This window comes from Lysobacter solisilvae (assembly GCF_016613535.2).
Classification (GTDB): Bacteria; Pseudomonadota; Gammaproteobacteria; order Xanthomonadales; family Xanthomonadaceae; genus Agrilutibacter; species Agrilutibacter solisilvae.
Genome location: NZ_CP071518.1, coordinates 690,976 through 714,062, shown reverse-complemented (window position 1 = coordinate 714,062; position 23,087 = coordinate 690,976). Strand labels below are relative to the sequence as shown.

Sequence of the window (23,087 nt, the reverse complement as noted above, 5' to 3'; positions counted from 1 at the left end):
GAGTGACCCCGGCCCGTCGCCGCACGCCTGCAATGGGCGCCTTCTTGCCGGGTGGCCTTACTTGGTGACGTTGCCGCCCGCGTCGCCGCAGGCGTCCAGCGCGGAGCTGGCCTGCGCTTCCAGCCAGCTGCCGTCGAAGCCGAGCAGGTCGTTGTTGCGGCACACGCTCGAGGCGGTCTTCACCCACACCGCATAGCCCTGCGTGCCCGGCGGCACGAGCACCGAGTTCTCGCGCAGCACGGCCTGCATCGGCAGTTCGGTGTCGGGCGAACCCAGCAGCATGATCGCCTTGACCTGGCCCGCGTTGGGCGCGACCAGGTCGCTGAGGCGGTTGGACTCGATCACGTTGCGCGGGCCGGTGGCCAGGATGCCGCGCAGGCTGGACGGACCGGTGGTGCTCAGGCCGGAAATATCGTTGTCGACGATCCGGCCGCCGCTGCCATTGAGCAGGATGCCGCCGTAGGTACCGTTGGTGTCGTCGGTCCCGCCGACGTTGACGATGCGGTTGCCGCGGATCGTGGCGCCCGCGCCATGGACGCGCATGCCCAGGTAGGTGATGCCGTCCAGCGCATTGTGTTCCACCACGTGCCCGGAGCCGGTGCCCTCCAGCACGATCCCGCGATAGAAGCCGCGGATATTGCAGCCGCGCACCGTGATGTTGGATCGGTTGGTGGCCTGGATGCCGGACGCGCGGGTGGTGACGCCGGCCCCGAGCCCGCCCAGCTTGCGGCCGTTGCAGTCGATGGTGACGTTGTTGGCAGCCACGGTGATCGCACTGCCCGCGGCCAGGCTGGTCGACAGGTCGCCCTTCATGCAGTAGGTGCCCTGGACGTTGATCGTCGTGGGCAGGGTGGTGATTTCGGTGCAGAGCGTGGTCTCGGCCTTCGCGGGCGAAGTCAGGCACGCCGTGGCCAGTACGGCCACAGCACAAATGGGTCGCAGCATCTGATTGGATTCCCTTCGATGAAGCAGCCACGCGGGCACGCCAGGCTGCCGACGGATGCGGCTTTCCGTGTCCCGGACGCCCAGGCCGCGGGCGGAGTATAGGGGCGGCATCCGCGGTGCGGCCGCGGCCGCCGTGGCCGCGTCGCGAACCGCGCATCGCGTCACGCTAGTGCCGCTGCAGGGGAGGGCGGCGCGCGCGGAGCCGCGAGTCCGGACGCGGTTCGTCAGCAACGCGCACCGGGCGCAGGGGCTGCTACTGCGCCAGGTGCTGCGCCCGCAGCCACGCGCGCAGCTGTGCCCAGTATTCGGGCGCGGAACCGGGCGAGCGCATCGCTTCGCGGGCGCTGTCGCGCTCCCCCGTCCACATGCCGTGCGCGGTGCGCGGCAGCAGCACGAACGTCGGCTGCGCCTGGGCGAACGCCGTGCGCTGGATCTCGCGGCTGCGCTCGACCGGAACGAAGCCGTCGCGATCGCCATGGATCACCAGCACCGGCACGCGCACGCGCGCGAGGTCGGGCGCGGGATCGAACCACCAGAACGACTGGCTGCGCGCCGCCGGCCGCTCGGGCAGGTCTTCGCGCAGCTCGACGAAACGCGCCCAGCGCGCGTCCCGGTTCGCACGGGCCAGGGCGTGGATCTGGTCGCGGCCCTCGCCGGTGCGCACCCAGTCCATCAGGCGACGCTCGTAATCGACCGCGGCCGCGATCTCCTGCTCGTCCAGGCCGGCATCGCGCGCGTTGTGCTCCACGCGGAACAGCTCCTGCTCCGCGGGCGACACGCCGGACGCGGCCTGCGCGATGACGAAGGCGATCGCATCCGAGCGCGCCGCGGCGATCGGGGCCACCCAGCCGCCCTGGCTGTGGCCGAACGTGCCGATGCGCGCCGGGTCGATCTGCGGCACGGCGCCCAGCGCCTGCGCGGCGGCGACGGCGTCGTCGGCCAGGCGGTGCATGCCTGCCGAAGCTTCATCGCCACCCGACTGGCCGGCGCCGCGGCGGTCGTAGATGAGCGCGGCCACGCCCTGCGCGGCGAAGAAGTAGGCGAACTGGCGGTAGGCGTCGCGGTCGCCGGACCCGGACATGTGGGTCAGGATCACCGCCGGCCAGCGCGTGGTGCGAGTGCCGGTGCCCGCCGACGCCGCGGCCGGCAGGATCAGCGTGCCCTTGAGCACGGCGTCACCGGCCTGCCATTCCAGCGCTTGCTCCCGCAGGGCGAGCCGCTGCAGTCGCGTGCCTTCCTTCGGGCCGCCGGACGCCTGCAGGTACAGCGCGCCGTCCTTCGGGGCGAGCGTGGCCTGCTCCGGCCAGGGCGTGGCCGTGCCCGGGCCGAAATGCAGCGCGCCGTCGCGTTCGACCAGGCCGCGCCAGGCGCCGGTGCGGTAATCGATCCATATCGGCTGCGGCGAATCGCCACTGCGGGCGATCGCGTATACACCGCCCTGCGCATCGACCCAGGCGCCGGCCAGCGACTGGGCCAGCGGGCCTTCCTGCGCGGCGACCAGCTCGAGCCGGCAGCCCGGCAGGTCGGCGGGCGCGACCACGGCGGCCGCGCTGACGTCGCCGGCGCACGCCAGCGGACCCGCGGGCCCGGGCAGCGCCAGCGTCAGGCGCTGGCCCTGGAAGCCGACCGTGGCCGGCAGGGCTTCGGCGCGGCCGGCGATGCGCACCTGCGCCTGCCAGCCGCCGTCGGCGCTGGCGGTGAACTGCACCTGCGCCGGATTGAGCTCGCCGGCGCCGTCGATCAGGCCCTGGTACAGGCCGCCGCGAAAATCCGCCGGCGCGGGGGGCGCCGGCACCGCGGGCAGGACCGCGAAAGCCGGGGCGGCGCAGATAGCGCCGGCCAGCGCCAGCGCGGCGACGGTGGAAGACAGCAGGGTCCAACGGGAACGGGTCATCGCAAACCTCCGTGCAGTCGAGGTCAGATGCCGGCGTCCCGTTCCGGGTTTAAGGCCGGGCCCGGGATTGCGGACAGGCCCGCGCCGGGTCCGCTCTCAGTAGCGCGCCACGTGCGTGTCGGCATCCAGCGCCCATGCCTCGATCCCACCTTCCACGTTGAACACCTGGGTGAAGCCCAGGCCGCGGAAATGCTCCGCCGCCCGCGCGCTGCGGCCGCCGTGGTGGCACAGGAAGGCCAGCGGGGTGTCCTTGGGCAGCGCTTCCAGGCGGGTGGAGCCGCCGTCGTCGAAGACGCTGAAGGGCTCGTTGATCGCGGCCTGCGCGCGCTCGTCCGGCGGGCGCACGTCGACCAGGGTCACCGTGCCGGCGGCGGCGCGCTCGCGCGCCTGCGTCGGCGACAGCGGCTGCACCTTGGGCGGCGCATTGGGGTTGTCGATGGTGAGGCCGCGGCCACGTTCGTCGTCGACCCAGTCGATGCGCAGGCCCTGCGCGCGGCGCGCGCTGGCGAGGTCGAACTGGGCGCGCACGCCTTCGCTTTCGGCGGCGATCGCGCGCTCATCGAAGGCGGCCAGCTGCAGGCGCGTCTCGAAGCGGGCGTCGATCTCCACCTGCAGCGCGTAGCCCTCGCCGGCGTCGGCGAGCGACTCGCGCAGCATCGCGGCCGCGGCGGGGGTGATGGTGATCTGCGGCGGCGTGCGGTCGGGGGCGGCGATGCCGAGCAGTGACTGCAGTTCCCCGGAATTCACCATCTGCTCGATGATGTCGCTGCCCCCGACCAGGTCGCCGCCGACGTACAGCTGCGGGATCGTCGGCCAGTCGCCGTACTGCTTGATGCCCTCGCGGATTTCCGGATCGGCCAGCACATCCACGTGCGCGAAGTCGATGCCCAGCGAGGACAGCGCACCCACGGCCTTGGCCGAAAAGCCGCACTGCGGCGCGCGCGGTTCGCCCTTCATGAACAGGACGACGCGGTTGGAATGCAGCAGGGTGTCGATGCGCGAGCGCAGGGCGGGATCGAGGGACATGGGGGCGTACGGCAGGGGAGAAGCCCCGCATTTTACGCCCCGCGGCCGGGTCGCCGCGGCGCGCGTGGCATGATCGGTTCATGCCCGAAGCCCTCCACCGCCCACCGCGCCGTCCGCACGCCTGGATCGGCGCCCTGCTGCTGTCGCAGCTGCTTGTAGTGGCGGTGTTCTGGCGCTGGGGCTGGGCCTGGGGCCTGCCGGTCATGTTCGCGTCGCACGCGGTGTTCTGGTGGGGCACGCTCAAGCCCGGCTCGCGCCTGTTCAGCCCCGTATTGACGCGGCTCCCGACGACGCAACGCCAGGTCTGGCTCACCATCGACGACGGTCCCAGCGACGACACGCCCGCCATCCTTGATCTGCTCGACCGCCACCGCGCGCGCGCCACTTTCTTCGTGGTCGGCGACCGCGCCGCGGCACGGCCGGAGCTGCTGCGCGAGATCGTCCGCCGTGGCCACGGCGTGGGCAACCACAGCGCGAGCCATCCGCAAGCCTGGTTCTGGGCGCTGGGCCCGGGGCGCATGCGCGAGGAGATCACCCGCACGCAGGCCACGATCCGCGCCATCACGGGCACCACGCCGCGCTGGTTCCGCGCCGTGGTCGGCATGGCCAATCCCTTCGTCTCCGCTCCGCTGCGCGCGCACGGCCTGGCACGCGTCGCCTGGACGGCGCGCGGCTTCGACGCCCTCGCCGCGGATGTCACCCGCGTGGTCGCCCGCATCGAACGCGACCTGCGCCCCGGCGCCATCGTGCTGCTGCACGAAGGCGCGCGACATGGCCGGAACGTGGAGAGCCTGGGCCTGCTGCTGCAGAGGCTGGATGCGCTGGGATATTCCACCCTGTTGCCCGAAGCGCTCGAAGACGAAGGCCCCGCGACCGAACCGGCCGCCGCCGCGCAAGCGGGCTGACCCGCTCGCATTCCGGGCCGGATCGTTCAGCCACAGAGCCCGCGGCTTTCAACAGCGAAGCTGGTCAGGCCAAGCGCACCCGGGGCTGCCCGGTCAGATCGCGCCGGCGGTTCTTGCCGGGGACGGAAGTTCGCGGCGCGGCGCCTTCAACGCCATCGCGGGTGTCTGTCCCCGGTGGTGCGGTCCATCTCGCGAGCCTGCGGCAGGCCGATGCCTACCGCGTCGCCACCACCCGCCAGTTGTTGAACGGCGTGCCCGCGAACAGCGGGGTGAACTCCACCGCCAGACCCGCCGACTCCAGTCGCGCACGCAGCGCGGCCGCCTCGGGGTAGCGCGACGGCCCGGCATTCATCCAGCCCAGGGCGCGCGAGAACACATCCACCGCGCGCGTGACCCGCGCCCGCCGGCTGCCGTCTTCCAGGCCGGTCCGGATCACCAGCTTCGCGCCGGGCACCAGCATCGCGATGGCCGCGTCGAGCGTGCGCGCCTGCGCTTCGGGCGAAATGAACTGCAGCACGTCCAGCAGCGCCACGCTGCCGGCATGCGCGGGGTATTCGCGGGACAGGTCCACCACCTCGAAACCGGTGTCGGCCAGGCCCGCGCGCTGCGCGGCCAGGCGGGCGCGGTCGATCTTGCCGGCATCGTTGTCCACGCCGCGATAGGGCAGCGCCAGGCCCTGTGCGCGCAGCGCGTGCGCCAGCAGCCCCAGCCCGCACCCCAGGTCGAGCAGCGGCGCCTGCGTGGCACGCAACGCTTCGCAGACGCCCGGGTACAGCGGGTCGCTGCCCAGCTTGCTGCGCGTGTAGTAGTGGTCCCAGCGGTTGCCCCACGGCCGGTCGGGCAGGAAGGCGTGGGCGATCGCGCGCACCTGTTCGCGCGGCAGCGGCCGCGGGGGCGTCTGCGCGGCCGAAGTCATCGGCACGGAAGTCATGGGGATACAGCGGTCATCGGGACACAGCGGTCATCGTGACAGCAGCGACCGTGCGACGGGCAGCGCCTGCTGCGTCCACCGCGTGTACATCTCCGCCGAGGGATGCAGGCCGTCGGAGGCCAGCAGCGTGGCGCCGTGCTCGCGCGAGCAGGGCGTGATGTCGACGAACGCGACCCCTTCGGCCTCGCAGACCGAGCGCGCGGCCGCGTTGAACGCGTCGATCTCGGCGGCGATCGTCGCCACGTCGCGCTTGTCGTCGCGGGCGAACGGCGTCACGCCCCAGTCGGGAATGGACAGCACCAGCACCCGGTCGGCGCGGCCATGCGCATAGCGGATCGCGCGCTTGAGCAGGGTGTGGAACTCGCCCCGGTAGGCCACCGCGCTGCGATTGCGGTACTGGTTGTTGACGCCGATCAGCAGCGAGACGAAGTCGTAGCTGCCCAGCGGCTCGGCCGAGTCGATGCCCCATTCCAGCTCGTCGGTGGTCCAGCCGGTGGTGGCGATGATGCGCGGATCATCCAGCGCCACGCCCTGCGCGCGCAGTTCGCGCACCAGCTGCACCGGCCAGCGGCTGTCCTCGGGCACGCTCTCGCCGATGGTGTAGCTGTCACCCAGGGCGAGGTAGGTCAGGCGGTTGCCGGTGTCGGATGCGTCCATGTCCGCATTGTAGGGCGCGCCCGGGGCGGCCGCGTCTACGCCGGATGACGCGTGCCGCCACGCGCCGGGCTTGCCGGCGTGGGCGTGACTGCTGTCTGATGACCGGCCGGACGCGAGCCCCGCGCGCCAGGCGGGCGCGCCGGGTGGCGGCGACGGGCCTGCGCCCGCCTTACGCGACCGCGCTGCGGCGTGCCTGCGCCGTTTCCGCGTAGCGGTCGAGCACCCGTTCGATGCGGTCGAACACTTCGCGCAGGTCGTCCGGCTGCGGCAGCAGGGTCACGCGGAAGTGGTTGCGGTACGGCACGTTGAAGCTCGACCCCGGCACCACCAGCACGTCTTCGGTTTCCAGCAGTTCCAGCGCGAAACGGTGGTCGTCGAAGCCCACGGCGGCATCGCCAGCCACCGCCGGGAACGCGTAGAGCGCGCCGGCGGGGGCCACCAGTTCCAGGTGGCGGCTCGCGGCCACGGCATCCATCACCGCGCGGCGCGCCTCGTACAGGCGGCCGTCGGGCGCGCACAGCGGCGCGATGGTGTCTTCGCCGTGCAGCGCGGCCTCGATCGCGAACTGCCCCGGCACGTTGGCGCACAGGCGCAGGGCGCCGAGCAGGTCCATCGCGTGGTGCAGGTCGCCGCAGGCCAGCGGATCGCCGCTGAGCACCGCCCAGCCCACGCGCCAGCCGCAGGCGCGGTGCACCTTGCTCAGGCCGCCGAACGACAGGCAGGGCAGGTCGCCGGCCAGCGGCGCGACCGGGGTGAACTGTGCGCCGTCGTAGAGGATCGAGTCGTAGATCTCGTCGCTCATCAGCAGCAGCTTGTGCCGCGCGGCCACCGCGACGATCTGCTCCAGCAGCTCGCGCGGGTAGGCGGCGCCGGTCGGATTGTTGGGGTTGATCAGCACGATCGCCCGCGTGCGCGGGGACACCAGCGACTCGATCTCGTCCGGGTCCGGCAGGAAGCCGTTTTCCGGGCGGCAGCGGTAGTACACCGGCCGGCCGTCGTTGAGGATCGTCGCGGCCGACCACAGCGGGTAGTCGGGCGAGGGCAGCAGCACTTCGTCGCCCGGGTTGAGCAGCGCGCGCAGCGACAGGTCGATCAGTTCGCTCACGCCGTTGCCGACGAACACGCGCTCGGGCGAGGCGTTGGGCGTGCCGCGCTGGCGATGGAAGGCCGCGATGGCTTCGCGTGCGACCGGCAGGCCCTGCTGGTGGGTATAGGGATCGGTCTGGTCGATGCGCTGCGCGATGGCCCGCTGCAGGTGCTCGGGGGCGCGGAAACCGAACGCGCCGGGATTGCCGATGTTGAGCTTGATCTGCTTGCGGCCCTGGGCCTCCAGTTCGCGGGCGCGCCGGGCCAGTTCGCCGCGGATCTCGTAACGGACTTCGGACAGGCGTTCGCGGGTCTTCACGGGGGGCAGGGACATTGGCGCACGAGCAGGACGAGGGGCCGGCCAGACTAGCTCAAATGCGGCGAATGGAGGGAGCGCGCCGGCCGGAAATGCGGCAGGTTTCGCGCACTTGAGCGCCCGGCAGGCGAGGTCGGCCACTACCCGGCGGACCGCGTGCCACGGCCCGCCTGCGTTTCCCGTGCGGCCGACCGCGGTTTCCCTTCCCGTCCGCCATCCCCCCGCTAGAATCCGGCCATGACCGCCGCTGACCCTTCCGTTTGACCACGCCCGACGCCCTGCAGGCCATCGGATGGCCCCTCGCGCAAGACGGTCTGCCCTCCGACCCGGTCTGGCGCGAGGCCCTGGCCCTGCGCCCCAAGGCCCGCCCCGCCCGCATCGTCGAACAGCACCGCACCGGATATATCGTCGCCGACGGCCCCGAGCACAGCTTTCCGGTCGAATCGCTGCCCGAATGGCAGCGCCCGGCCAACTACCGCAAGGGCGGCACCGCGCCGGAAGACCGGCCCGCGGTCGGCGACTGGGTCCTGATCGAGGGCGACACGCCCAAGCACAGCAAGATCGTCGAACTGCTGCCGCGCCGCACCTCGATCAAGCGAGCCGCCGCCGGCGAGCATTACCGCCAGCAGCTGATCGCCGCCAACATCGACACCGTCTTCGTCGTCTGCGGCATGGATGCGGACTTCAATCCGCGCCGCATCGAGCGCTACCTGCTGCTGGTACGCGGCGGCGCCGAGCCGGTGGTGGTGCTGACCAAGTCCGATCTGGCAGGCGGCGGCAGCGCCAGCGCGGTCGACGACGCATTGGCCGCGCTGGTGGAACTGGCCGCGCAGGAAGTGCCGGTCCGCGCGGTCAACGCCAAGGACTCCGCCAGCGTCGCGGCCCTGAACGAATGGCTGCAACCCGGCCGCACCGCCGTCCTGGTCGGCTCTTCGGGCGCGGGCAAGTCCACGCTGACCAACACGCTGCTGGGCACGGAGAAGATGAAGACCAGCGAGGTCCGCGAGAGCGACTCGCGCGGCCGCCACACCACCACCTACCGCGCGCTGATCCCGCTGCCCACCGGCGCCTGCCTGATCGACACGCCGGGCATGCGCGAGCTCAAGCCCACCGGCGAGGAAGACGTCGCCGAGAACTTCACCGACGTGGAGACACTGGCCGAGCAGTGCCGCTTCCGCGACTGCGCCCACCAGCGCGAACCCGGCTGCGCCGTGCGCGCCGCGATCGAATCCGGCCGCCTCGACCCGCAGCGCTTCGCCAATTTCCTCAAGCTCAGCGGCGAAGTCGCCGCCGCCGCCGACAAGGCCGCCGGCCGGCGCGCACAGAAGGCCGACGAGAAGGCGAAGGTGCCGGGCAAGGCGCCGGCCAAGCGGCCAGCCGAGAAACACGGGCGGCGCTGAGGCCGCTCCCGACGCTCCAGCCACCACGGGCATGTGAAATCCCGTCGGTGCCGCGGCCAGGCTATCCCGGTGCTCGTCGCGCAGACGCCCATCGCGAGCGCGGACACCGCCGCCGGTCATTCCGGCGCGCGCGGGTCCGCCGAAGCTCGTCCTTCCGGCGGAGGTGTGGCGGCACCAGGCGCAGCTCCGGTCATCCCAGGGCGTCCGTCCTCGCGCTGGCCGACGTAAACTCGATGGGTTCGCGCCTCCGCAGGGATCTCCGCGCCTCGCCATGACCGACCTCGCCCCCGACATCGCCCATCACTCGGCGCTCGATCAGCGCATGGTGCGGGCCGTCCGGGGCATCCGACTGCTGGCCCTGGTCAGCTGGCCGGCCAGCGCGCAGAAGCATTTCCTCAACGAAGCCGCGCAGAACCGCTACGCGCTGCCCGTCATCGAATACCCCAAGCTCGATTTCGCCGAGGCGCGCCGCGAACTGGACGCGGTGATGGACGAGGCCGAGCACGGCCACCCGATGGGCCAGTACCTGCTGGGTTCGGCGCGCAGCTGGTCGATCGCGGCCGAGCTGCTCGAATCGCTGGGCACCAATGCCGTGGCCACGCACTCGATCCGCCTGTACGGGCGTCCCGACGACCCGCTGCCCGGCAACGGCCCCACCACCACCGAGGCCGCCCAGCACTTCATCGACATCGCCGATGAACTCGACCGCGAACTGCTGTCGCCGGCCGAGTGCGTGCCCATCTCCGCCACCGCGCTGCAGCTGCAGCTGCAGTCGGTGCTCGATGATTTCTTCAACGAGCGCGTGATCGAGGTGGTGCTCGACCCCGACCTGATCTCCAAGGCGGCCGCCGGCGCCACCCGCATCCGCCTGCGCCACGGCGCGGCCTTCAGCGACTACGACCGCCACCAGCTGGTGCAGCACGAAGCCTTCGTGCACTCGCTCACCGCGCTCAACGGGCGCGAACAGCCCCATTTCCCCAGCCTGGCGCTGTCCTCGCCGCGCACCACCGCCACGCAGGAAGGCCTGGCGACCTTCGCCGAGCAGATCACCGGTGCGATCGACATCGAGCGCATGAAGCGCATCAGCCTGCGCATCGAGGCGGTGGAAATGGCGCTCAACGGCGCCGACTTCCTGCAGGTGTTCCATTACTTCCGCAGCGCCGGGCAGAACGACGTCGACAGCTTCACCTCGGCCCAGCGCGTGTTCCGCGGCGTGCCGCTGACCGGCGGCGCGGCCTTCACCAAGGACACGGTGTACCTGCGCGGCCTGATCAGCGTGCACACCTTCTTCCGCTGGGCCCTGCGCCAGCGCAAGCTGCTGCTGTGTCGGCGCCTGTTCGCCGGCAAGATGACGCTGGGCGACGTGCAGCGCCTGGAGCCGCTGTTCGATGCCGGCATCATCGTGCCCCCGCGCTGGCTGCCCCAGTGGGTCGTCCGCGCCAACGGCCTGGCCGGCATGCTGGCCTTCTCGCTGTTCGCCAACCGCATCCGGCTGGACACGGTGGGCAAGCAGGACGATTTCCACGACATCTGACATGAGAGCCCCTTCCCCCGCTTGCGGGCCGGGAAGGCTGGGATGGGGGCTCCAGATCGCAGCGAATCAGCCCCTTCCCCCGTTCCACGGGGGAAGGTTGGGATGGGGGCCACAGATCGCCGCGCCCCATGATCCAGCGAGCCAACCCCATCGAGTCCGACGCGACCGTCGCCCCCGCCCCAACCCTCCCACGTGGAACGGGGGAGGGAGCTGCACTCCCGCGCCTGCTCTCACCCCGGCGCTAGAATCAATCCCCCACTAGCCTCACCGCGCCCCCACGCCCCCCATGTCCAATCACGACGAAGACTTCAAACAGGCCGCGCTCGACTATCACTCGGTCGAACCCAAGGGCAAGATCAAGGTCAGCGCCACCAAGCCGATGGTCACCCAGCGCGACTTGGCCCTGGCCTATTCGCCGGGCGTGGCCTTCGCCTGCGAGGAAATCGCCCGGGACCCGACCCTGGCCAGCCAGTACACCGCGCGCGGCAACCTGGTCGCGGTCATCTCCAACGGCACCGCCGTCCTGGGCCTGGGCGACATCGGGCCGCTCGCCGGCAAGCCGGTGATGGAAGGCAAGGGCGTGCTGTTCCAGAAGTTCGCCGGCATCGACGTGTTCGACATCGAGATCGACGAGAAGGACCCCGACAAGCTCGTCGACATCATCGCCTCGCTCGAGCCCACCTTCGGCGGCATCAACCTGGAGGACATCAAGGCGCCGGAGTGTTTCATCGTCGAGCGCAAGCTGCGCGAGCGGATGAACATCCCCGTCTTCCACGACGACCAGCACGGCACCGCGATCATCGTCGGCTCGGCCGTGCTCAACGCGCTGGAGATCGTCGGCAAGGACATCGGCCAGGTGAAGCTGGCCACCTCCGGCGCGGGCGCGGCCGGCATCGCCTGCCTGGACATGCTGGTCGCCCTGGGCATGAACCCGCAGAACATTTTGGCGGTCGACCGCGACGGCGTGCTCTACACCGGCCGCGGCAAGATGGACCCCGACAAGGAACGCTACGCGCGCGACACCGACAAGCGCACGCTCGCCGACATCGTCGCCGGCGCCGACATCTTCCTGGGCCTGTCGGCCGGCGGCGTGCTCAAGGCCGAGATGGTCGCCACCATGGCCGACCGCCCGATCATCCTGGCGCTGGCCAATCCGTATCCGGAGATCCTGCCCGAGGACGCCAAGAAGGTCCGTCCCGACTGCATCATCGCCACCGGCCGTTCGGACTACCCCAACCAGGTCAACAACGCGCTGTGCTTCCCCTACATCTTCCGCGGCGCGCTCGACGTCGGCGCCACGGAAATCAACGAGGCGATGAAGCTGGCCTCGGTACGCGCCATCGCCGCATTGGCGCGGATGGAGGCCTCCGACCTGGGCAGCGCCTACGGCGGCGACGTGCCCAAGTTCGGCCCCGATTACCTGATCCCGCGTCCGTTCGACCCGCGCCTGCTGGTGATGCTGGCGCCGGCCGTCGCGCGCGCCGCGATGGACTCGGGCCTGGCCACGCGCCCGATCGCGGACATGAAGGTCTACGAGGAAAAGCTCGGCCAGTTCATCTACCGCACCGGCCTGCTGATGAAGCCCGTGTACGACCGCGCGCGCGCCGACCGCAAGCGCGTGGTCTACGCCGAAGGCGAAGAGGAGACCGTGCTGCGCGCCGTGCAGACGGTGATCGACGAACAGCTGGCCTTCCCGATCGTGATCGGCCGCCCCGACGTGATCGAATCGCGCATCAAGCGCCTGGGCCTGCGGATGCGGCCCGGCGTCGATTTCGAGCTGACCAACATCAACTCCGACCCGCGCTTCGACGACTACTGGCAGCAGTACCACGCCGTCACCCAGCGCCGCGGCGTCACGCCGGCCGCCGCGAAGAACCTGCTGCGCTCGCGCCCGACGCTGATCGCCGCGCTGATGGTCGAACGCGGCGAAGCCGACGCGATGATCTGCGGCCTGGTCGGCCGCTTCCACAAGAAGCTGGGCTACCTGCGCAGCATCTTCGACTTCGAGAAGGGCGTGGTCGGCACCGCCGCGATGACCGGCGTCATCAACGACCAGGGCGTGTGGTTCTTCCTCGACACCCACGTGCAGGTGGATCCCAGCGCCGAACAGATCGCCGAGGCCACCCTGCAGGCCACCTACCGCCTCAAGCTGTTCGGCGTGGAGCCCAAGGTCGCGCTGGTGTCGCATTCCAATTTCGGCAGCCACGACAACCCGTCGGCCGCGAAGATGCGCCGCGCCTACCAGATCATCCGCGAGCGCGTGCCCAAGCTCGAAATCGACGGCGAAATGATGGCCGACACCGCCTGGGACGAGGAGCTGCGCCACCGCATCTTCCCCAACACCACGCTCAAGGGCCGCGCGAACCTCTACGTGATGCCCAACCTGGACGCGGCCAACATCACCTACAACATGGTCCGCGTGATGACCGAAGGCGTGGCCATCGGCCCGATCCTGATGGGCCTGGACAAGTCCGCGCACATCCTGACGCCCGCCTCCACCCCGCGCCGCGTGGTGAACATGACCGCGATCGCCGCGGTCGACGCCCAGATCCGCGCCGCCCGGAAAATCTGATCAGGTCAGCCCCTTCCACAGGAGTCGATTCCCCCACTTCGGATGAGCCCCTTCCCCCGCTCCGCGGGGGAAGGTTGGGATGGGGGAGCCACCGATCGCCGCGCACCAGCCCCTTCCCCCGCTCCGCGGGGGAAGGTTGGGATGGGGGAGTCACCGATCGCCGCGAACCAGCCCCTTCCCCCGCTCCGCGGGGGAAGGTTGGGATGGGGGGCACCGATCGCCGCGCATCAGCCCCTTCCCCCGCTGCGCGGGGGAAGGTCGGGATGGGAGCCACCGATCGCCGCGCATCAGCCCCTTCCCCCGCTCCGCGGGGGAAGGTTGGGATGGGGGAGTCACCGATCGCCGCGAACCAGCCCCTGGCGGGCAAAGGTCGGAACCGGGCTCGCCGATCGCCGCACTCCCGAAAAAGCCGGCTTCACCAGCCCCAGCTCACCCCTCATCTTCCTCATCCCCCCGCAACACCTTGCGCTGCATCGCATCCAGGTACGCATCGGCTTCTTCCACCGACGCGAAGATGTCGCCCATCGGCACCGCCTTCACCACGTCGAACACCTTCTGGATCTGCGGCTGCGGATTGACCACCAGCACCTTGCCCTGGCGTCCGGCCATCGCCTTGCGCGCCTTCAATATCGAGCGGATGCCGGCGGAACTGATGTAGCTGAGCCCGGCCAGGTCGAGCACCAGCGATTCGATATCGCCCGCCAGCACGGGGGCCAGCTGCGCATCCAGGCTGTCGTAGCTGTTCGTGTCCAGCCGCCCGCTGAGGGAGACGCGCTGGCTGCCCTGTACCACGGGGCCGATCCGGATCTGCAGGTCCATGCTCGCTCCTGGGAGTCAAACGGCGCGCAGTACCACGCGCACGATGTTATAGGGTTCTTCGCGCTCGTAGCTGGCCGACTCGGCGATCTCGCGCACCAGGTGCACGCCCAGCCCGCCGATGGCGCGGTCGAGCAGGTCGGCATCCAGATCCGGCGGCGCCTGGGAGAACGGATCGAACGGCTGTCCGCTGTCCCTGAATTCCACGTGCAGCCGGTCCTCGTGGCGACGGATGTCCACCACGATCTGGTGCTGCGGCTCGCTCGGTGGGCTGCCGCCGTAATCCATCGCGTTGCTCACCACTTCCTCCGCGATCAGGCGCAGGTCGTCGCGTACGCCCTGTTCGATGCCGTGGGCGATGAGCGCGTGCTCGATCGCATCCAGCAGCGCGCCGAGGCGATGGCGCTCGTTGGGCACTTCGATCCGCCAATGCATCAGCGTTCCTCCGTGGACTGCACCTGCAGGCAAAGCGCGAGCACGGTGATGTCGTCCGATTGCGCGGCCCCCTCGCAGAAGCGGTGGACCGCGTCCAGCAAACGCTGGCAGATGCGCTGGGGCTCTTCCCCGGGCACCAGTGCCGCCAGCAGGCGGTCCATGCCGAAGGCGACCTGGCCGGTGTCGAAGGCCTCGGTGATGCCATCGGTATAGGCCAGCAGGGTATCGCCTGGGCGCATGATGCCGCTCCAGACCGGGTAGATGTCGTCCGTGCCCACGCCCAGGGCCGCGCCCGACTCGACGTCGAGCAGCTGCGTGGCGCCGTCGGCCCGCAGCAGCACGGCCGGTTCGTGGCCGGCGCTGGCCAGCTGCAGCTCGCCGCTTTCCACGTCCAGCACGCCGCACAGCACGGTGGCGAACATGCAGGTCTCGTTGCCTTCCACCAGGCGCTGCGCCGCCGTGTACAGCGCATCGCCCGGCGAGCCGCCCAGGCCGGCCGCCACTTCCAGCACGGTGATCGCGCGCGCCATGAACAGCGCCGCCGGCACGCCCTTGTCGGACACGTCGCCGATGGCGAACCACAGCCAGCGCCCGCCGCGCACCGAGAAGGAATAGAAATCCCCGCCGACCGCCTTGGCCGGTTCCAGCGCCGCGTACACGTGCAGCGTGCGGCCGCGGCTGGTCAGCGTGGGCGCCAGCGGCAGCATGGCCTGCTGGATGTCGCGGGCGATGGCCAGCTCGCTCTCCAGCTTCTGCCGCGCCGCGCCCATCGCCTCGATCTCGCCCAGCTGGCGCTTGATCGACGTGCGCGCGCTTTCCATCGCGCGCGCCATCACCCCGACCTCGTCCTGCCGGGCCAGGTGGGGCACGGTCTCGTCGTATTCGCCCTGGCTGAAATGCCGCACCGACTCGGTCACCTGTTCCAGCGGGCGGGTCAGGCGCTCGGCCAGCCGCAGCTGCCCCAGCGCACTCACCAGCAGGGCCAGCAGCGCACCCACCAGCAGCCAGCGCGTCGCCGAGGTGAGCTCGGCCAGCACCAGCCGGTGCGAGAGCGACAGGTTCACGCTCCAGCCGGTGTCGTCGATCGGCGTGAACACGGTGAAGCGGCGCTCGTCCAGGGTGCGGTCCAGGTGGTCGAACTCCAGCGGCTGCCCGCGCGTGCGCGCCGTCGCCAGCGGGCGCAGGTCCTCGCGACCGCGGGCGATCAGCTGGTCCAGGGTGGTCCGCAGCGCCACGCCGGGGACCGGATGCACGGCGATGGTCCCGCCCGGCGCGATCAGCACGGCGCGCAGGCCATTGCGGTTGAGCACCGTCTTCATCAGCTCCTGGATGTGGCTCACCGGCACGTCCAGGCTGATCATCCCCAGCGGCCGGCCTTCCTCGCTGCGCAGCGGGTGGTTGTAGGTCACCACCCAGGTGTTGCCGGCGTTCTGGCTCAGGTAGGGCTCCGACCACCATGCGGCCTTGCCGTCGCGCGTGCGGCGGTACCAGGCCCGGTCAAGGTAGCGTCCGGTCAGGTCGCGGCTGCCGCGGGGCCCGACGTAGTAGGCGAATCCGCGGGGGTCGGCCACGCCCGGTTCCAGCGCGATCAGGCCGCCGCTGGCGTCGGGATCGGCATCCACCGAGGCATTGAGCAGTTCGACCAGCCGCCGCGTGTCGGTCGGATGCTCGCGGGCCAGCAGGTTGACGATGCCGGCGCTGATGGCCACCGAGCGCAGGGTCGCGCCGATCCGCTCGGCCTGCTGGTCGGTCTGCTGGCGGACCCGGTTCTGGGCGTTGTTCCACAGGATCTGCCGGGCGATGAAGAACGACGCCGCCAGCACCAGCAACAGCAGCAGCGCATTGAGCAGCGCGCCCCAGAACACCACCCGCGCACGCACGCTGCGGCGCAGCGAGACTCTCGCCACCGAGGCCGAGATGGGCCGGTCCGGGGACACCTGCGCGCTCATCCGTTCGCGAACCCCCTTGCGGTGGCAGCGCCGCGGGCGGGGCCCGCGGCCTGAAGGCGTCAGTCATCGCGCCAGGGCAGCCACGGCCACGACCCGGCCACCCTGTAATGGATCACGGCAGAAGGCAAGTGACAGGGCCGCGCCGCGCCGCGCCGCGCCGGGGTGAGCGCAAACCGCCGCAGTCTCCAAACGCGCCGCCGCGCGCTGCGCCCGCCTCAGCCCCTTCCCCCCGCTCCGCGGGGGGTGAGAGGACGCGCTTGCGGACCACTGGTCCGCGCGTCATCGAACGCCAGCAGGCTGTGCCTGCTGGCCGGGACGGTTGGGATGGGGGCCACCGATCGCCGCGCCTCAGCCCCTTCCCCCGCTCCGCGGGGGACGGTTGGGATGGGGGCCACCGATCGCCGCGTCCTCAAACCGCCCACCGCCCGCCGCTACCCAGCCGACATCCCCAGCACCGCCGCATACACCGCCAGCGTCCGCTCCACGAACAGCTCGATGCCGAACTCGCGCGCCGCGCGCTCGCGCGCCGCCGCGCCCATCGCCGGCAGGCGCGGCCGCAGCGCCAGGATCTTCTCCACCGCGGCGGCAATCGCCCGCCGGTCGCGCACCGGCACCACCCAGCCTTCGCGGCCTTCGGCGACGTTTTCCGGCAGCCCCGCGTAGTCGCTCAGCAGCACCGGCTTGCCCATCGCCATCATCTCGCGGCAGGCAAAGGAGATCGTCTCCACGTCATACGACAACACGAAGCCCGCATCGATGGCCGCCACCGCCGGCCGCACGTCCGTCAGCAGGCCGGTGAACACCACCTGCGAAGCCAGCCCCAGCGCGTCGATCCGGGCCACCTGTTCCGCGCCCGGCGGCTTGCCCGCCATCAGCACGCGCACCTGCGCGCGCGCATCGGCCGGCAGCAGCGCCAGGGCCTCGACCAGGTCCATCCAGCCCTTGTACGCCGCCGTGCCCGCCGTGCTGCCCAGCACCAGCCCGCCGAAGTCGCCGAACCACCGCTGCCGTTCGGCCAGCGCCTGCTGCTCCGGCCACGGCGAGAAATGCGCCACGTCGATGCCGTTGTGCACCGTCGCCAGCGCGCAGCGGCGGTACGCCGACTGCCGCAACTGGCGCAGGGTGAAATCGCACACCGCGATCACCTGGTCGGTGGACCGCGCCCGCCATGCATGGCCGAAGCCGCCCAGGGGTTTGGAGTTGTGCTTGGTCAGCACCAGTTTCGGCCGGCGCGGCAGGCCGCCCATCGCCGCCAGCACCAGCCGGTGGTCGGCCGAGCCGTTGACGTGCACCACGTCGTAGGCTTCCGCGCGCAGCCGCGCGGCCAGCGCCTGCAAGGCCCGCCGACGCGCGGCCAGTTCCCGCAGCCCGTTCGGAAACGCCTGCGCCAGCGCGGTCACGCCCGGCACTTCGCGCGCCTCGCGCAGCAGGCGGCTGCCCTCGGGCGCGGCGACGTGCACCTCGTGGCGGCCGGCCAGCCCGCGTGCCAGCGCGACGACGTAGGTGGTGTGCCCACCGCCGTCGCCTTCGTGGAAATTCGTAAAGAGGATCTTCAACGCAGCTCTCCCGGCGAACGCCAGGATGACGTCGCTACCCGCGTCCTACCCGCGCTGCGACCCGCGGCGCTTGCGGCGGCGCGTGCTGAGCACGCTCAGCGCGCGCTCGAGGCGCTTCCACCACGGCGCCTGCCCGCGCAGCGCCAATGTAGCGTAGCGCTTGGTCTCGTCCCAGCCCGGATCGGGCTTGGTCCGGTACTCCAGCCTGGTGAGTTCCAGGCAGGACTCGTCGATCCCCGCCACCCGCGCGTAGTGCGCGATGAGCGCGCGCGAGGCCAGGCGGTTGTGATAGTTGTTCGTCGCCGACCGCTTCGACCACCAGCCGTTGTTGCCGTGGATGCGGTAGCCCACGCAGCCGGTGGGCAGGAAATACTTGCGCGCGCCCAGCACGCTGGCGCCGTACACCAGGCAGTTGTCGGCCGACAGGCGCCAGATGCGCGCCTGGTCGGCGGGCAGGTCAAGGCAGCGCTGCGCGCAGGCCCGGCGCAGCGACAGGGCCGACGTCGGCGCGCCATACCAGTGCGTCAGCGCATAGGTGGCGATGGCGGTGTAGCCCAGGTCGATCGCGCGGTCGGCATAGCCGATCCGACGCGTCTCCTGGCCGAACAGGTGGATGTCGCTGAAGACGAAGCCCACGTCCGGCCGCGTGTCGTACACCGCCGCCAGCTGTTGCAGGTAGCCCGGCTCCCAGCGGTCGTCGGCATCGAGGAAGCACAGCACCTCGCCGGTGGCCGCCTCAACGCCGCGGACGAAGGCCGCCAGCTGGCCGCCGTTCGGGCCGCAGAGCAGGGTCACGCGCTCATCGTCGCCATAGCGCGCGCGCAGCAGTTCGGTGCTGCCGTCGGTGGAGCCGTCGTCCACCACGATCACCTGCGCCGGCGCGTGCGTCTGCGCCAGCGCGCTGTCCACCGCTTCCTCGACGAAGGCCTTGTAGTTGTAGCAGGTGACGATCACCGAGAAACGTGTCGTCGCCGGCGCCGCGGCGGTGGACGCCGCCGCCGGGGCAGCGGTCGTGGCGGCGGTCTTGTCAGGCGCGGCCATGGTCCTGGCCTCCGGCGCGGGGGGAAGCGTGGTGGTCACCATCTCACAGCTCCAGGGTGCGGCGGAAATAGGCGATGGTTTCGCGCAGGCCGTCTTCCAGGCCCACCTTCGGCTGCCAGCCCAGCTTGTCGCGGGCCAGCGAGATGTCCGGCTGGCGCTGGCGCGGGTCGTCCGGCGGCAGCGGCTTGAACACCAGCTTCGACTGCCCGCCCACCAGCGCCACCACCTTCTCGGCCAGCTCCAGCATGGTGAACTCGCCGGGGTTGCCCATGTTGATCGGGCCGGTGAAGCCGGGCTGCGTCTCCATCATCCGCACGAAGCCTTCGACGAGGTCGTCCACGTAGCAGAAGCTGCGCGTCTGGCTGCCATCGCCGTAGATGGTGATGTCCTGCCCGCGCAGCGCCTGCACGATGAAGTTGCTGACCACGCGCCCGTCGTTGGGGTGCATGCGCGGCCCGTAGGTGTTGAAGATCCGCACCACCTTGATGTCCAGGCCGTGCTGGCGGAAGTAGTCGAAGAACAGCGTCTCGGCGCAGCGCTTGCCCTCGTCGTAGCACGAGCGGATACCGACCGGATTGACGCGGCCCCAGTAGTCCTCGGTCTGCGGATGCACTTCCGGATCGCCGTAGACCTCGCTGGTGGAGGCCTGCAGGATGCGCGCCTTCAGCCGCTTGGCCAGGCCCAGCATGTTGATCGCGCCATGCACGCTGGTCTTGGTGGTCTGGACCGGGTCGAACTGGTAGTGGATCGGCGAGGCCGGGCAGGCCAGGTTGAAGATGCGGTCGACCTCCACGTAGAGCGGGAAGGTCACGTCGTGCCGCATCAGCTCGAAATAGGGATTGCCCAGCAGGTGGGCGATGTTCTGCTTGGAGCCGGTAAAGAAGTTGTCCACGCACAGCACGTCATGGCCGTCGCGCAGCAGGCGTTCGCACAGGTGCGAGCCGAGAAATCCGGCACCGCCGGTCACCAGGGTCTTGATCATCGAAAGGCGCCTGGGGCGCCACCGGGTTGGCGGGCCGCCATCATGCCCTTTGCCGGGTCTGGCGGTAAGCCTTCACGGGCCGTGGACAGGCCCTTCCGGGCACGGGTTCACATAACGATTTGGACATGAAGGCCGGTGCCGCCGCCCGCGCCGGACGCGCGATCCCGCCCTCGCGGCCCCGCGACCAGCCCCGCGGACGGGGAGGTTAGAATTCCGGCTCTAACTCCAATGCCCCCATAGAGCGTGGCCGATGCGCCGCGCGGAGCCCCCACCCCCATGAACTGGCTGAACGAGCTGCTCCTCAACGACCCCGATCCCACCGAGACCCGCGAGTGGATCGAATCGATGCAGGCCGTGATCGCGCGCGAAGGCGCGCCCCGCGCCCACCAACTGCTGGAGGGCATGGTCGAGGTGACCCGCCGCGCCGGCGCGCACCTGCCGTTCCAGCCCACCACCGAATACATCAACACCATCCCGCCGCACCTGGAGGCCAAGAGCCCCGGCGACGCCGCGATGGAATGGCGGATCCGCTCGATCATCCGCTGGAACGCGCTGGCCATGGTCGTGCGCGCCAACCGCAAGCCCGGTGACCTGGGCGGCCACATCGCCAGCTTCGCCTCGGCCGCCACGCTGTACGACGTCGGCTTCAACCACTTCTGGCGCGCCCCGTCCGACGACCACCCCGGCGACCTGCTGTACATCCAGGGCCACAGCTCGCCCGGCATCTACGCCCGCAGCTTCCTGGAAGGCCGCATCAGCGAGAACCAGCTCGACAACTTCCGCATGGAAGTCGACGGCCGCGGCATCAGCTCCTACCCGCACCCCTGGCTGATGCCCGACTACTGGCAGACGCCCACCGTCTCCATGGGCCTGGGCCCGATCAGCGCCATCTACCAGGCGCGCAACTGGAAGTACCTGGAAGGCCGCGGCCTGATGCCCAAGACCGACCGCAAGGTCTGGTGCTTCATGGGCGACGGCGAGTGCGACGAGCCCGAGAGCCTGGGCGCGATCTCGGTCGCCGGCCGCGAAGGCCTGGACAACCTGGTGTTCGTCATCAACTGCAACCTGCAGCGCCTGGACGGCCCGGTGCGCGGCAACGGCAAGATCATCCAGGAACTGGAAGGCGGCTTCCGCGGCGCCGGCTGGAACGTCATCAAGAACATCTGGGGCAGCTACTGGGATCCGCTGCTCGCCCGCGACACCAGCGGCCGCCTGCGCCAGCTGATGATGGAAACCGTCGACGGCGAATACCAGAACTGCAAGGCCTTCGGCGGCAAGTACACGCGCGACAACTTCTTCGGCAAGTACCCGGAAACCGCCGCCCTGGTCGCCAACATGAGCGACGACGACATCTGGCGCCTCAACCGCGGCGGCCACGACCCGCACAAGGTCTACGCCAGCTACAAGCAGGCCACCGAAACCCGCGGCATGCCCACCGTGATCCTGGCCAAGACGGTCAAGGGCTACGGCATGGGCCAGGCCGGCGAGGCGCTCAACCCGACCCACCAGACCAAGAAGCTCGACGACGATGCCGTGCGCATCTTCCGCGACCGCTTCAACATCCCGGTCACCGACGACCAGCTGAAAGACAGCGCCGTGCCGTTCTTCCACCCCGGCAAGGACTCGCCGGAAGTGGAATACCTGCACGAACGCCGCAAGGCCCTGGGCGGCTACCTGCCGCAGCGTCGCCGCAAGAGCACGCAGACGCTGGAAGTGCCCGCGCTGGAAACCTTCGACCGTCTGCTCAAGTCCAGCGGCGACCGCGAGATCAGCACCACCATGGCCTTCGTGCAGGTGCTCAACATCACCTTGCGCGACAAGCAGGTCGGCCCGCGCTGCGTGCCGATCGTCGCCGACGAGGCGCGCACCTTCGGCATGGAAGGCCTGTTCCGCCAGATCGGCATCTACGCCCCGTTCGGCCAGAAGTACAAGCCGGTCGACCGCGACCAGCTGATGTACTACCGCGAGGACGCGGCCGGCAAGGTGCTGGAAGAGGGCATCACCGAGTGCGGCGCGTTCTCCAGCTGGATGGCCTGCGCCACCAGCTACAGCACCAACGACCTGCCGATGCTGCCGTTCTACATCTACTACTCGATGTTCGGCATGCAGCGCGTCGGCGACAGCTGCTGGCAGGCCGCCGACATGCGCGCCCGCGGCTTCCTCCTCGGCGCCACCGCCGGCCGCACCACGTTGAATGGTGAAGGCCTGCAGCACGAGGACGGCCACAGCCACCTGCTCAGCAGCGCGATCCCGAACTGCCGCAGCTACGATCCCACCTTCGGCTTCGAAGTGGCCGTGATCGTCCAGTACGGCATGCAGCGCATGCTCGCCGAACAGCGCGACGAGTACTTCTACATCACCCTGATGAACGAGAACTACGCCCACCCGGACATGCCCGAGGGCGCGGCCGAGGGCATCATCAAGGGCATGTACCTGCTCAAGGACGCCGGCAAGCCGAAGAAGGGCGAACTGCGCGTGCAGCTGCTGGGTTCCGGCACCATCCTGCGCGAAGCCATCGCCGCCGCCGAACTGCTCGACAAGGACTTCGGCGTCACCGCCGACATCTGGTCCTGCCCGAGCTTCACCGAGCTGGCGCGCGACGGCGAGGACGCCGTCCGCTTCAACCGCCTGAACCCGGAAGCCAAGACCGCCCGCCAGCCCTACGTCACCTCGCTGCTGGAAGGCCGCCAGGGCCCCGCGATCGCCGCCACCGACTACGTGCGCACCTTCGCCAACCAGATCCGCGAGTTCGTCCCGATGCGCTACACCGTGCTGGGCACCGACGGCTTCGGCCGCAGCGACACCCGCGCCAACCTGCGCCGCCACTTCGAAGTCGACCGCTTCCACATCGCCCACGCCGCCATCGCGGCGCTTGCGGCGGAAGGCAAGATGACGGCGAAGGACGTGGCGCGCGCGATCAAGCAGTACAAGATCGACGGCGAAAAGCCCAATCCCGTGACCGTGTAACGGAAACGCAAGCGAAAAAATGGCGGCCAATGGCCGCCATTTTTTTGGGGGTTGGTGCGCCAGCCCAACGTGCCG

General features: G+C 70.5%; 17 protein-coding genes. 5 read left to right on the top strand and 12 right to left on the bottom strand.

Annotated elements, in window-relative coordinates; all coding sequences use genetic code 11:
• Positions 1–57: 57 nt before the first annotated feature.
• The 3 genes from I8J32_RS03265 to grxD all read right to left on the bottom strand — a co-directional run bounded on the left by I8J32_RS03265 (position 58) and on the right by grxD (position 3,865).
• Positions 58–945, bottom strand: coding sequence for a right-handed parallel beta-helix repeat-containing protein (locus I8J32_RS03265; RefSeq protein WP_200615207.1), 888 nt, complete (start codon positions 943–945; stop codon positions 58–60).
• 253 nt (positions 946–1,198) lie between these two features.
• Positions 1,199–2,839, bottom strand: a complete 1,641-nt coding sequence (locus I8J32_RS03260; RefSeq protein WP_200615208.1) for an alpha/beta hydrolase family protein — start codon at positions 2,837–2,839, stop codon at positions 1,199–1,201.
• Between the two features lie 96 nt (positions 2,840–2,935).
• Positions 2,936–3,865: a Grx4 family monothiol glutaredoxin gene (gene grxD, locus I8J32_RS03255; protein ID WP_200615209.1), complete on the bottom strand. Its 930-nt coding sequence runs from the start codon at positions 3,863–3,865 to the stop codon at positions 2,936–2,938.
• An 80-nt stretch (positions 3,866–3,945) separates the two neighbouring features.
• Between grxD and I8J32_RS03250 the strand changes: the two genes are divergently transcribed.
• A complete protein-coding gene (locus tag I8J32_RS03250; RefSeq protein WP_200615210.1) occupies positions 3,946–4,770 on the top strand; it encodes a polysaccharide deacetylase family protein in 825 nt (274 codons plus the stop codon).
• A gap of 214 nt (positions 4,771–4,984) precedes the next feature.
• On the opposite strand, the gene I8J32_RS03245 is transcribed toward I8J32_RS03250, so the two are convergent.
• The 3 genes from I8J32_RS03245 to I8J32_RS03235 all read right to left on the bottom strand — a co-directional run bounded on the left by I8J32_RS03245 (position 4,985) and on the right by I8J32_RS03235 (position 7,778).
• A complete protein-coding gene (locus I8J32_RS03245; protein ID WP_407061004.1) occupies positions 4,985–5,653 on the bottom strand; it encodes a methyltransferase domain-containing protein in 669 nt (222 codons plus the stop codon).
• A 78-nt stretch (positions 5,654–5,731) separates the two neighbouring features.
• Positions 5,732–6,358, bottom strand: coding sequence for an SGNH/GDSL hydrolase family protein (locus I8J32_RS03240; protein ID WP_200615211.1), 627 nt, complete (start codon positions 6,356–6,358; stop codon positions 5,732–5,734).
• 169 nt (positions 6,359–6,527) lie between these two features.
• A complete protein-coding gene (locus tag I8J32_RS03235; RefSeq protein ID WP_200615212.1) occupies positions 6,528–7,778 on the bottom strand; it encodes a pyridoxal phosphate-dependent aminotransferase in 1,251 nt (416 codons plus the stop codon).
• Between the two features lie 242 nt (positions 7,779–8,020).
• Between I8J32_RS03235 and rsgA the strand changes: the two genes are divergently transcribed.
• The 3 genes from rsgA (at position 8,021) to I8J32_RS03220 (ending at position 13,266) form a co-directional block, all read left to right on the top strand.
• Positions 8,021–9,160 carry a ribosome small subunit-dependent GTPase A gene (rsgA, locus tag I8J32_RS03230; RefSeq protein ID WP_200615213.1) on the top strand — a complete coding sequence of 380 codons (1,140 nt, stop codon included), beginning with the start codon at positions 8,021–8,023 and terminating at the stop codon, positions 9,158–9,160.
• 271 nt (positions 9,161–9,431) lie between these two features.
• Positions 9,432–10,694, top strand: coding sequence for a flavohemoglobin expression-modulating QEGLA motif protein (locus I8J32_RS03225; RefSeq protein WP_200615214.1), 1,263 nt, complete (start codon positions 9,432–9,434; stop codon positions 10,692–10,694).
• Positions 10,695–10,980: 286 nt separating this feature from the next.
• Positions 10,981–13,266 carry an NADP-dependent malic enzyme gene (locus I8J32_RS03220; protein ID WP_200615216.1) on the top strand — a complete coding sequence of 762 codons (2,286 nt, stop codon included), beginning with the start codon at positions 10,981–10,983 and terminating at the stop codon, positions 13,264–13,266.
• A 429-nt stretch (positions 13,267–13,695) separates the two neighbouring features.
• On the opposite strand, the gene I8J32_RS03215 is transcribed toward I8J32_RS03220, so the two are convergent.
• The 6 genes from I8J32_RS03215 to I8J32_RS03190 all read right to left on the bottom strand — a co-directional run bounded on the left by I8J32_RS03215 (position 13,696) and on the right by I8J32_RS03190 (position 20,045).
• Positions 13,696–14,085 carry an STAS domain-containing protein gene (locus I8J32_RS03215; RefSeq protein WP_200615218.1) on the bottom strand — a complete coding sequence of 130 codons (390 nt, stop codon included), beginning with the start codon at positions 14,083–14,085 and terminating at the stop codon, positions 13,696–13,698.
• Positions 14,086–14,100: 15 nt separating this feature from the next.
• Positions 14,101–14,517 carry an ATP-binding protein gene (locus I8J32_RS03210; protein WP_200615220.1) on the bottom strand — a complete coding sequence of 139 codons (417 nt, stop codon included), beginning with the start codon at positions 14,515–14,517 and terminating at the stop codon, positions 14,101–14,103.
• Positions 14,517–16,466, bottom strand: coding sequence for a SpoIIE family protein phosphatase (locus I8J32_RS03205; protein ID WP_200615222.1), 1,950 nt, complete (start codon positions 16,464–16,466; stop codon positions 14,517–14,519). Before I8J32_RS03205 ends, I8J32_RS03210 begins: the two co-directional genes overlap by 1 nt.
• 431 nt (positions 16,467–16,897) lie before the next feature.
• On the bottom strand, positions 16,898–18,022 hold the full coding sequence (locus tag I8J32_RS03200; protein ID WP_200615224.1) for a glycosyltransferase: 1,125 nt from the start codon (positions 18,020–18,022) through the stop codon (positions 16,898–16,900).
• A gap of 45 nt (positions 18,023–18,067) precedes the next feature.
• Entirely contained in the window at positions 18,068–19,063 is a 996-nt protein-coding gene (locus tag I8J32_RS03195; RefSeq protein ID WP_200615225.1) for a glycosyltransferase family 2 protein, read from the bottom strand.
• A 43-nt stretch (positions 19,064–19,106) separates the two neighbouring features.
• Entirely contained in the window at positions 19,107–20,045 is a 939-nt protein-coding gene (locus I8J32_RS03190) for a UDP-glucuronic acid decarboxylase family protein (protein ID WP_200615226.1), read from the bottom strand.
• Between the two features lie 276 nt (positions 20,046–20,321).
• Between I8J32_RS03190 and aceE the strand changes: the two genes are divergently transcribed.
• Positions 20,322–23,012 (top strand): pyruvate dehydrogenase (acetyl-transferring), homodimeric type, encoded by a 2,691-nt coding sequence (gene aceE, locus I8J32_RS03185; RefSeq protein WP_207526754.1) that lies wholly within the window; start codon positions 20,322–20,324, stop codon positions 23,010–23,012.
• Positions 23,013–23,087: the final 75 nt, after the last annotated feature.

Excerpts from the sequence above, each read along its gene's own strand:
- I8J32_RS03205 (WP_200615222.1), bottom strand. The coding sequence starts at position 16,466 with ATGAGCGCGCAGGTGTCCCCGGACCGGCCCATCTCGGCCTCGGTGGCG.
- I8J32_RS03215 (WP_200615218.1), bottom strand. The coding sequence starts at position 14,085 with ATGGACCTGCAGATCCGGATCGGCCCCGTGGTACAGGGCAGCCAGCGC.
- aceE (WP_207526754.1), top strand. The coding sequence starts at position 20,322 with ATGAACTGGCTGAACGAGCTGCTCCTCAACGACCCCGATCCCACCGAG.
- I8J32_RS03210 (WP_200615220.1), bottom strand. The coding sequence starts at position 14,517 with ATGCATTGGCGGATCGAAGTGCCCAACGAGCGCCATCGCCTCGGCGCG.
- I8J32_RS03235 (WP_200615212.1), bottom strand. The coding sequence starts at position 7,778 with ATGTCCCTGCCCCCCGTGAAGACCCGCGAACGCCTGTCCGAAGTCCGT.
- I8J32_RS03260 (WP_200615208.1), bottom strand. The coding sequence starts at position 2,839 with ATGACCCGTTCCCGTTGGACCCTGCTGTCTTCCACCGTCGCCGCGCTG.
- grxD (WP_200615209.1), bottom strand. The coding sequence starts at position 3,865 with ATGTCCCTCGATCCCGCCCTGCGCTCGCGCATCGACACCCTGCTGCAT.
- I8J32_RS03240 (WP_200615211.1), bottom strand. The coding sequence starts at position 6,358 with ATGGACGCATCCGACACCGGCAACCGCCTGACCTACCTCGCCCTGGGT.
- I8J32_RS03225 (WP_200615214.1), top strand. The coding sequence starts at position 9,432 with ATGACCGACCTCGCCCCCGACATCGCCCATCACTCGGCGCTCGATCAG.
- I8J32_RS03265 (WP_200615207.1), bottom strand. The coding sequence starts at position 945 with ATGCTGCGACCCATTTGTGCTGTGGCCGTACTGGCCACGGCGTGCCTG.
- I8J32_RS03195 (WP_200615225.1), bottom strand. The coding sequence starts at position 19,063 with ATGGCCGCGCCTGACAAGACCGCCGCCACGACCGCTGCCCCGGCGGCG.
- I8J32_RS03220 (WP_200615216.1), top strand. The coding sequence starts at position 10,981 with ATGTCCAATCACGACGAAGACTTCAAACAGGCCGCGCTCGACTATCAC.
- I8J32_RS03190 (WP_200615226.1), bottom strand. The coding sequence starts at position 20,045 with ATGATCAAGACCCTGGTGACCGGCGGTGCCGGATTTCTCGGCTCGCAC.
- I8J32_RS03250 (WP_200615210.1), top strand. The coding sequence starts at position 3,946 with ATGCCCGAAGCCCTCCACCGCCCACCGCGCCGTCCGCACGCCTGGATC.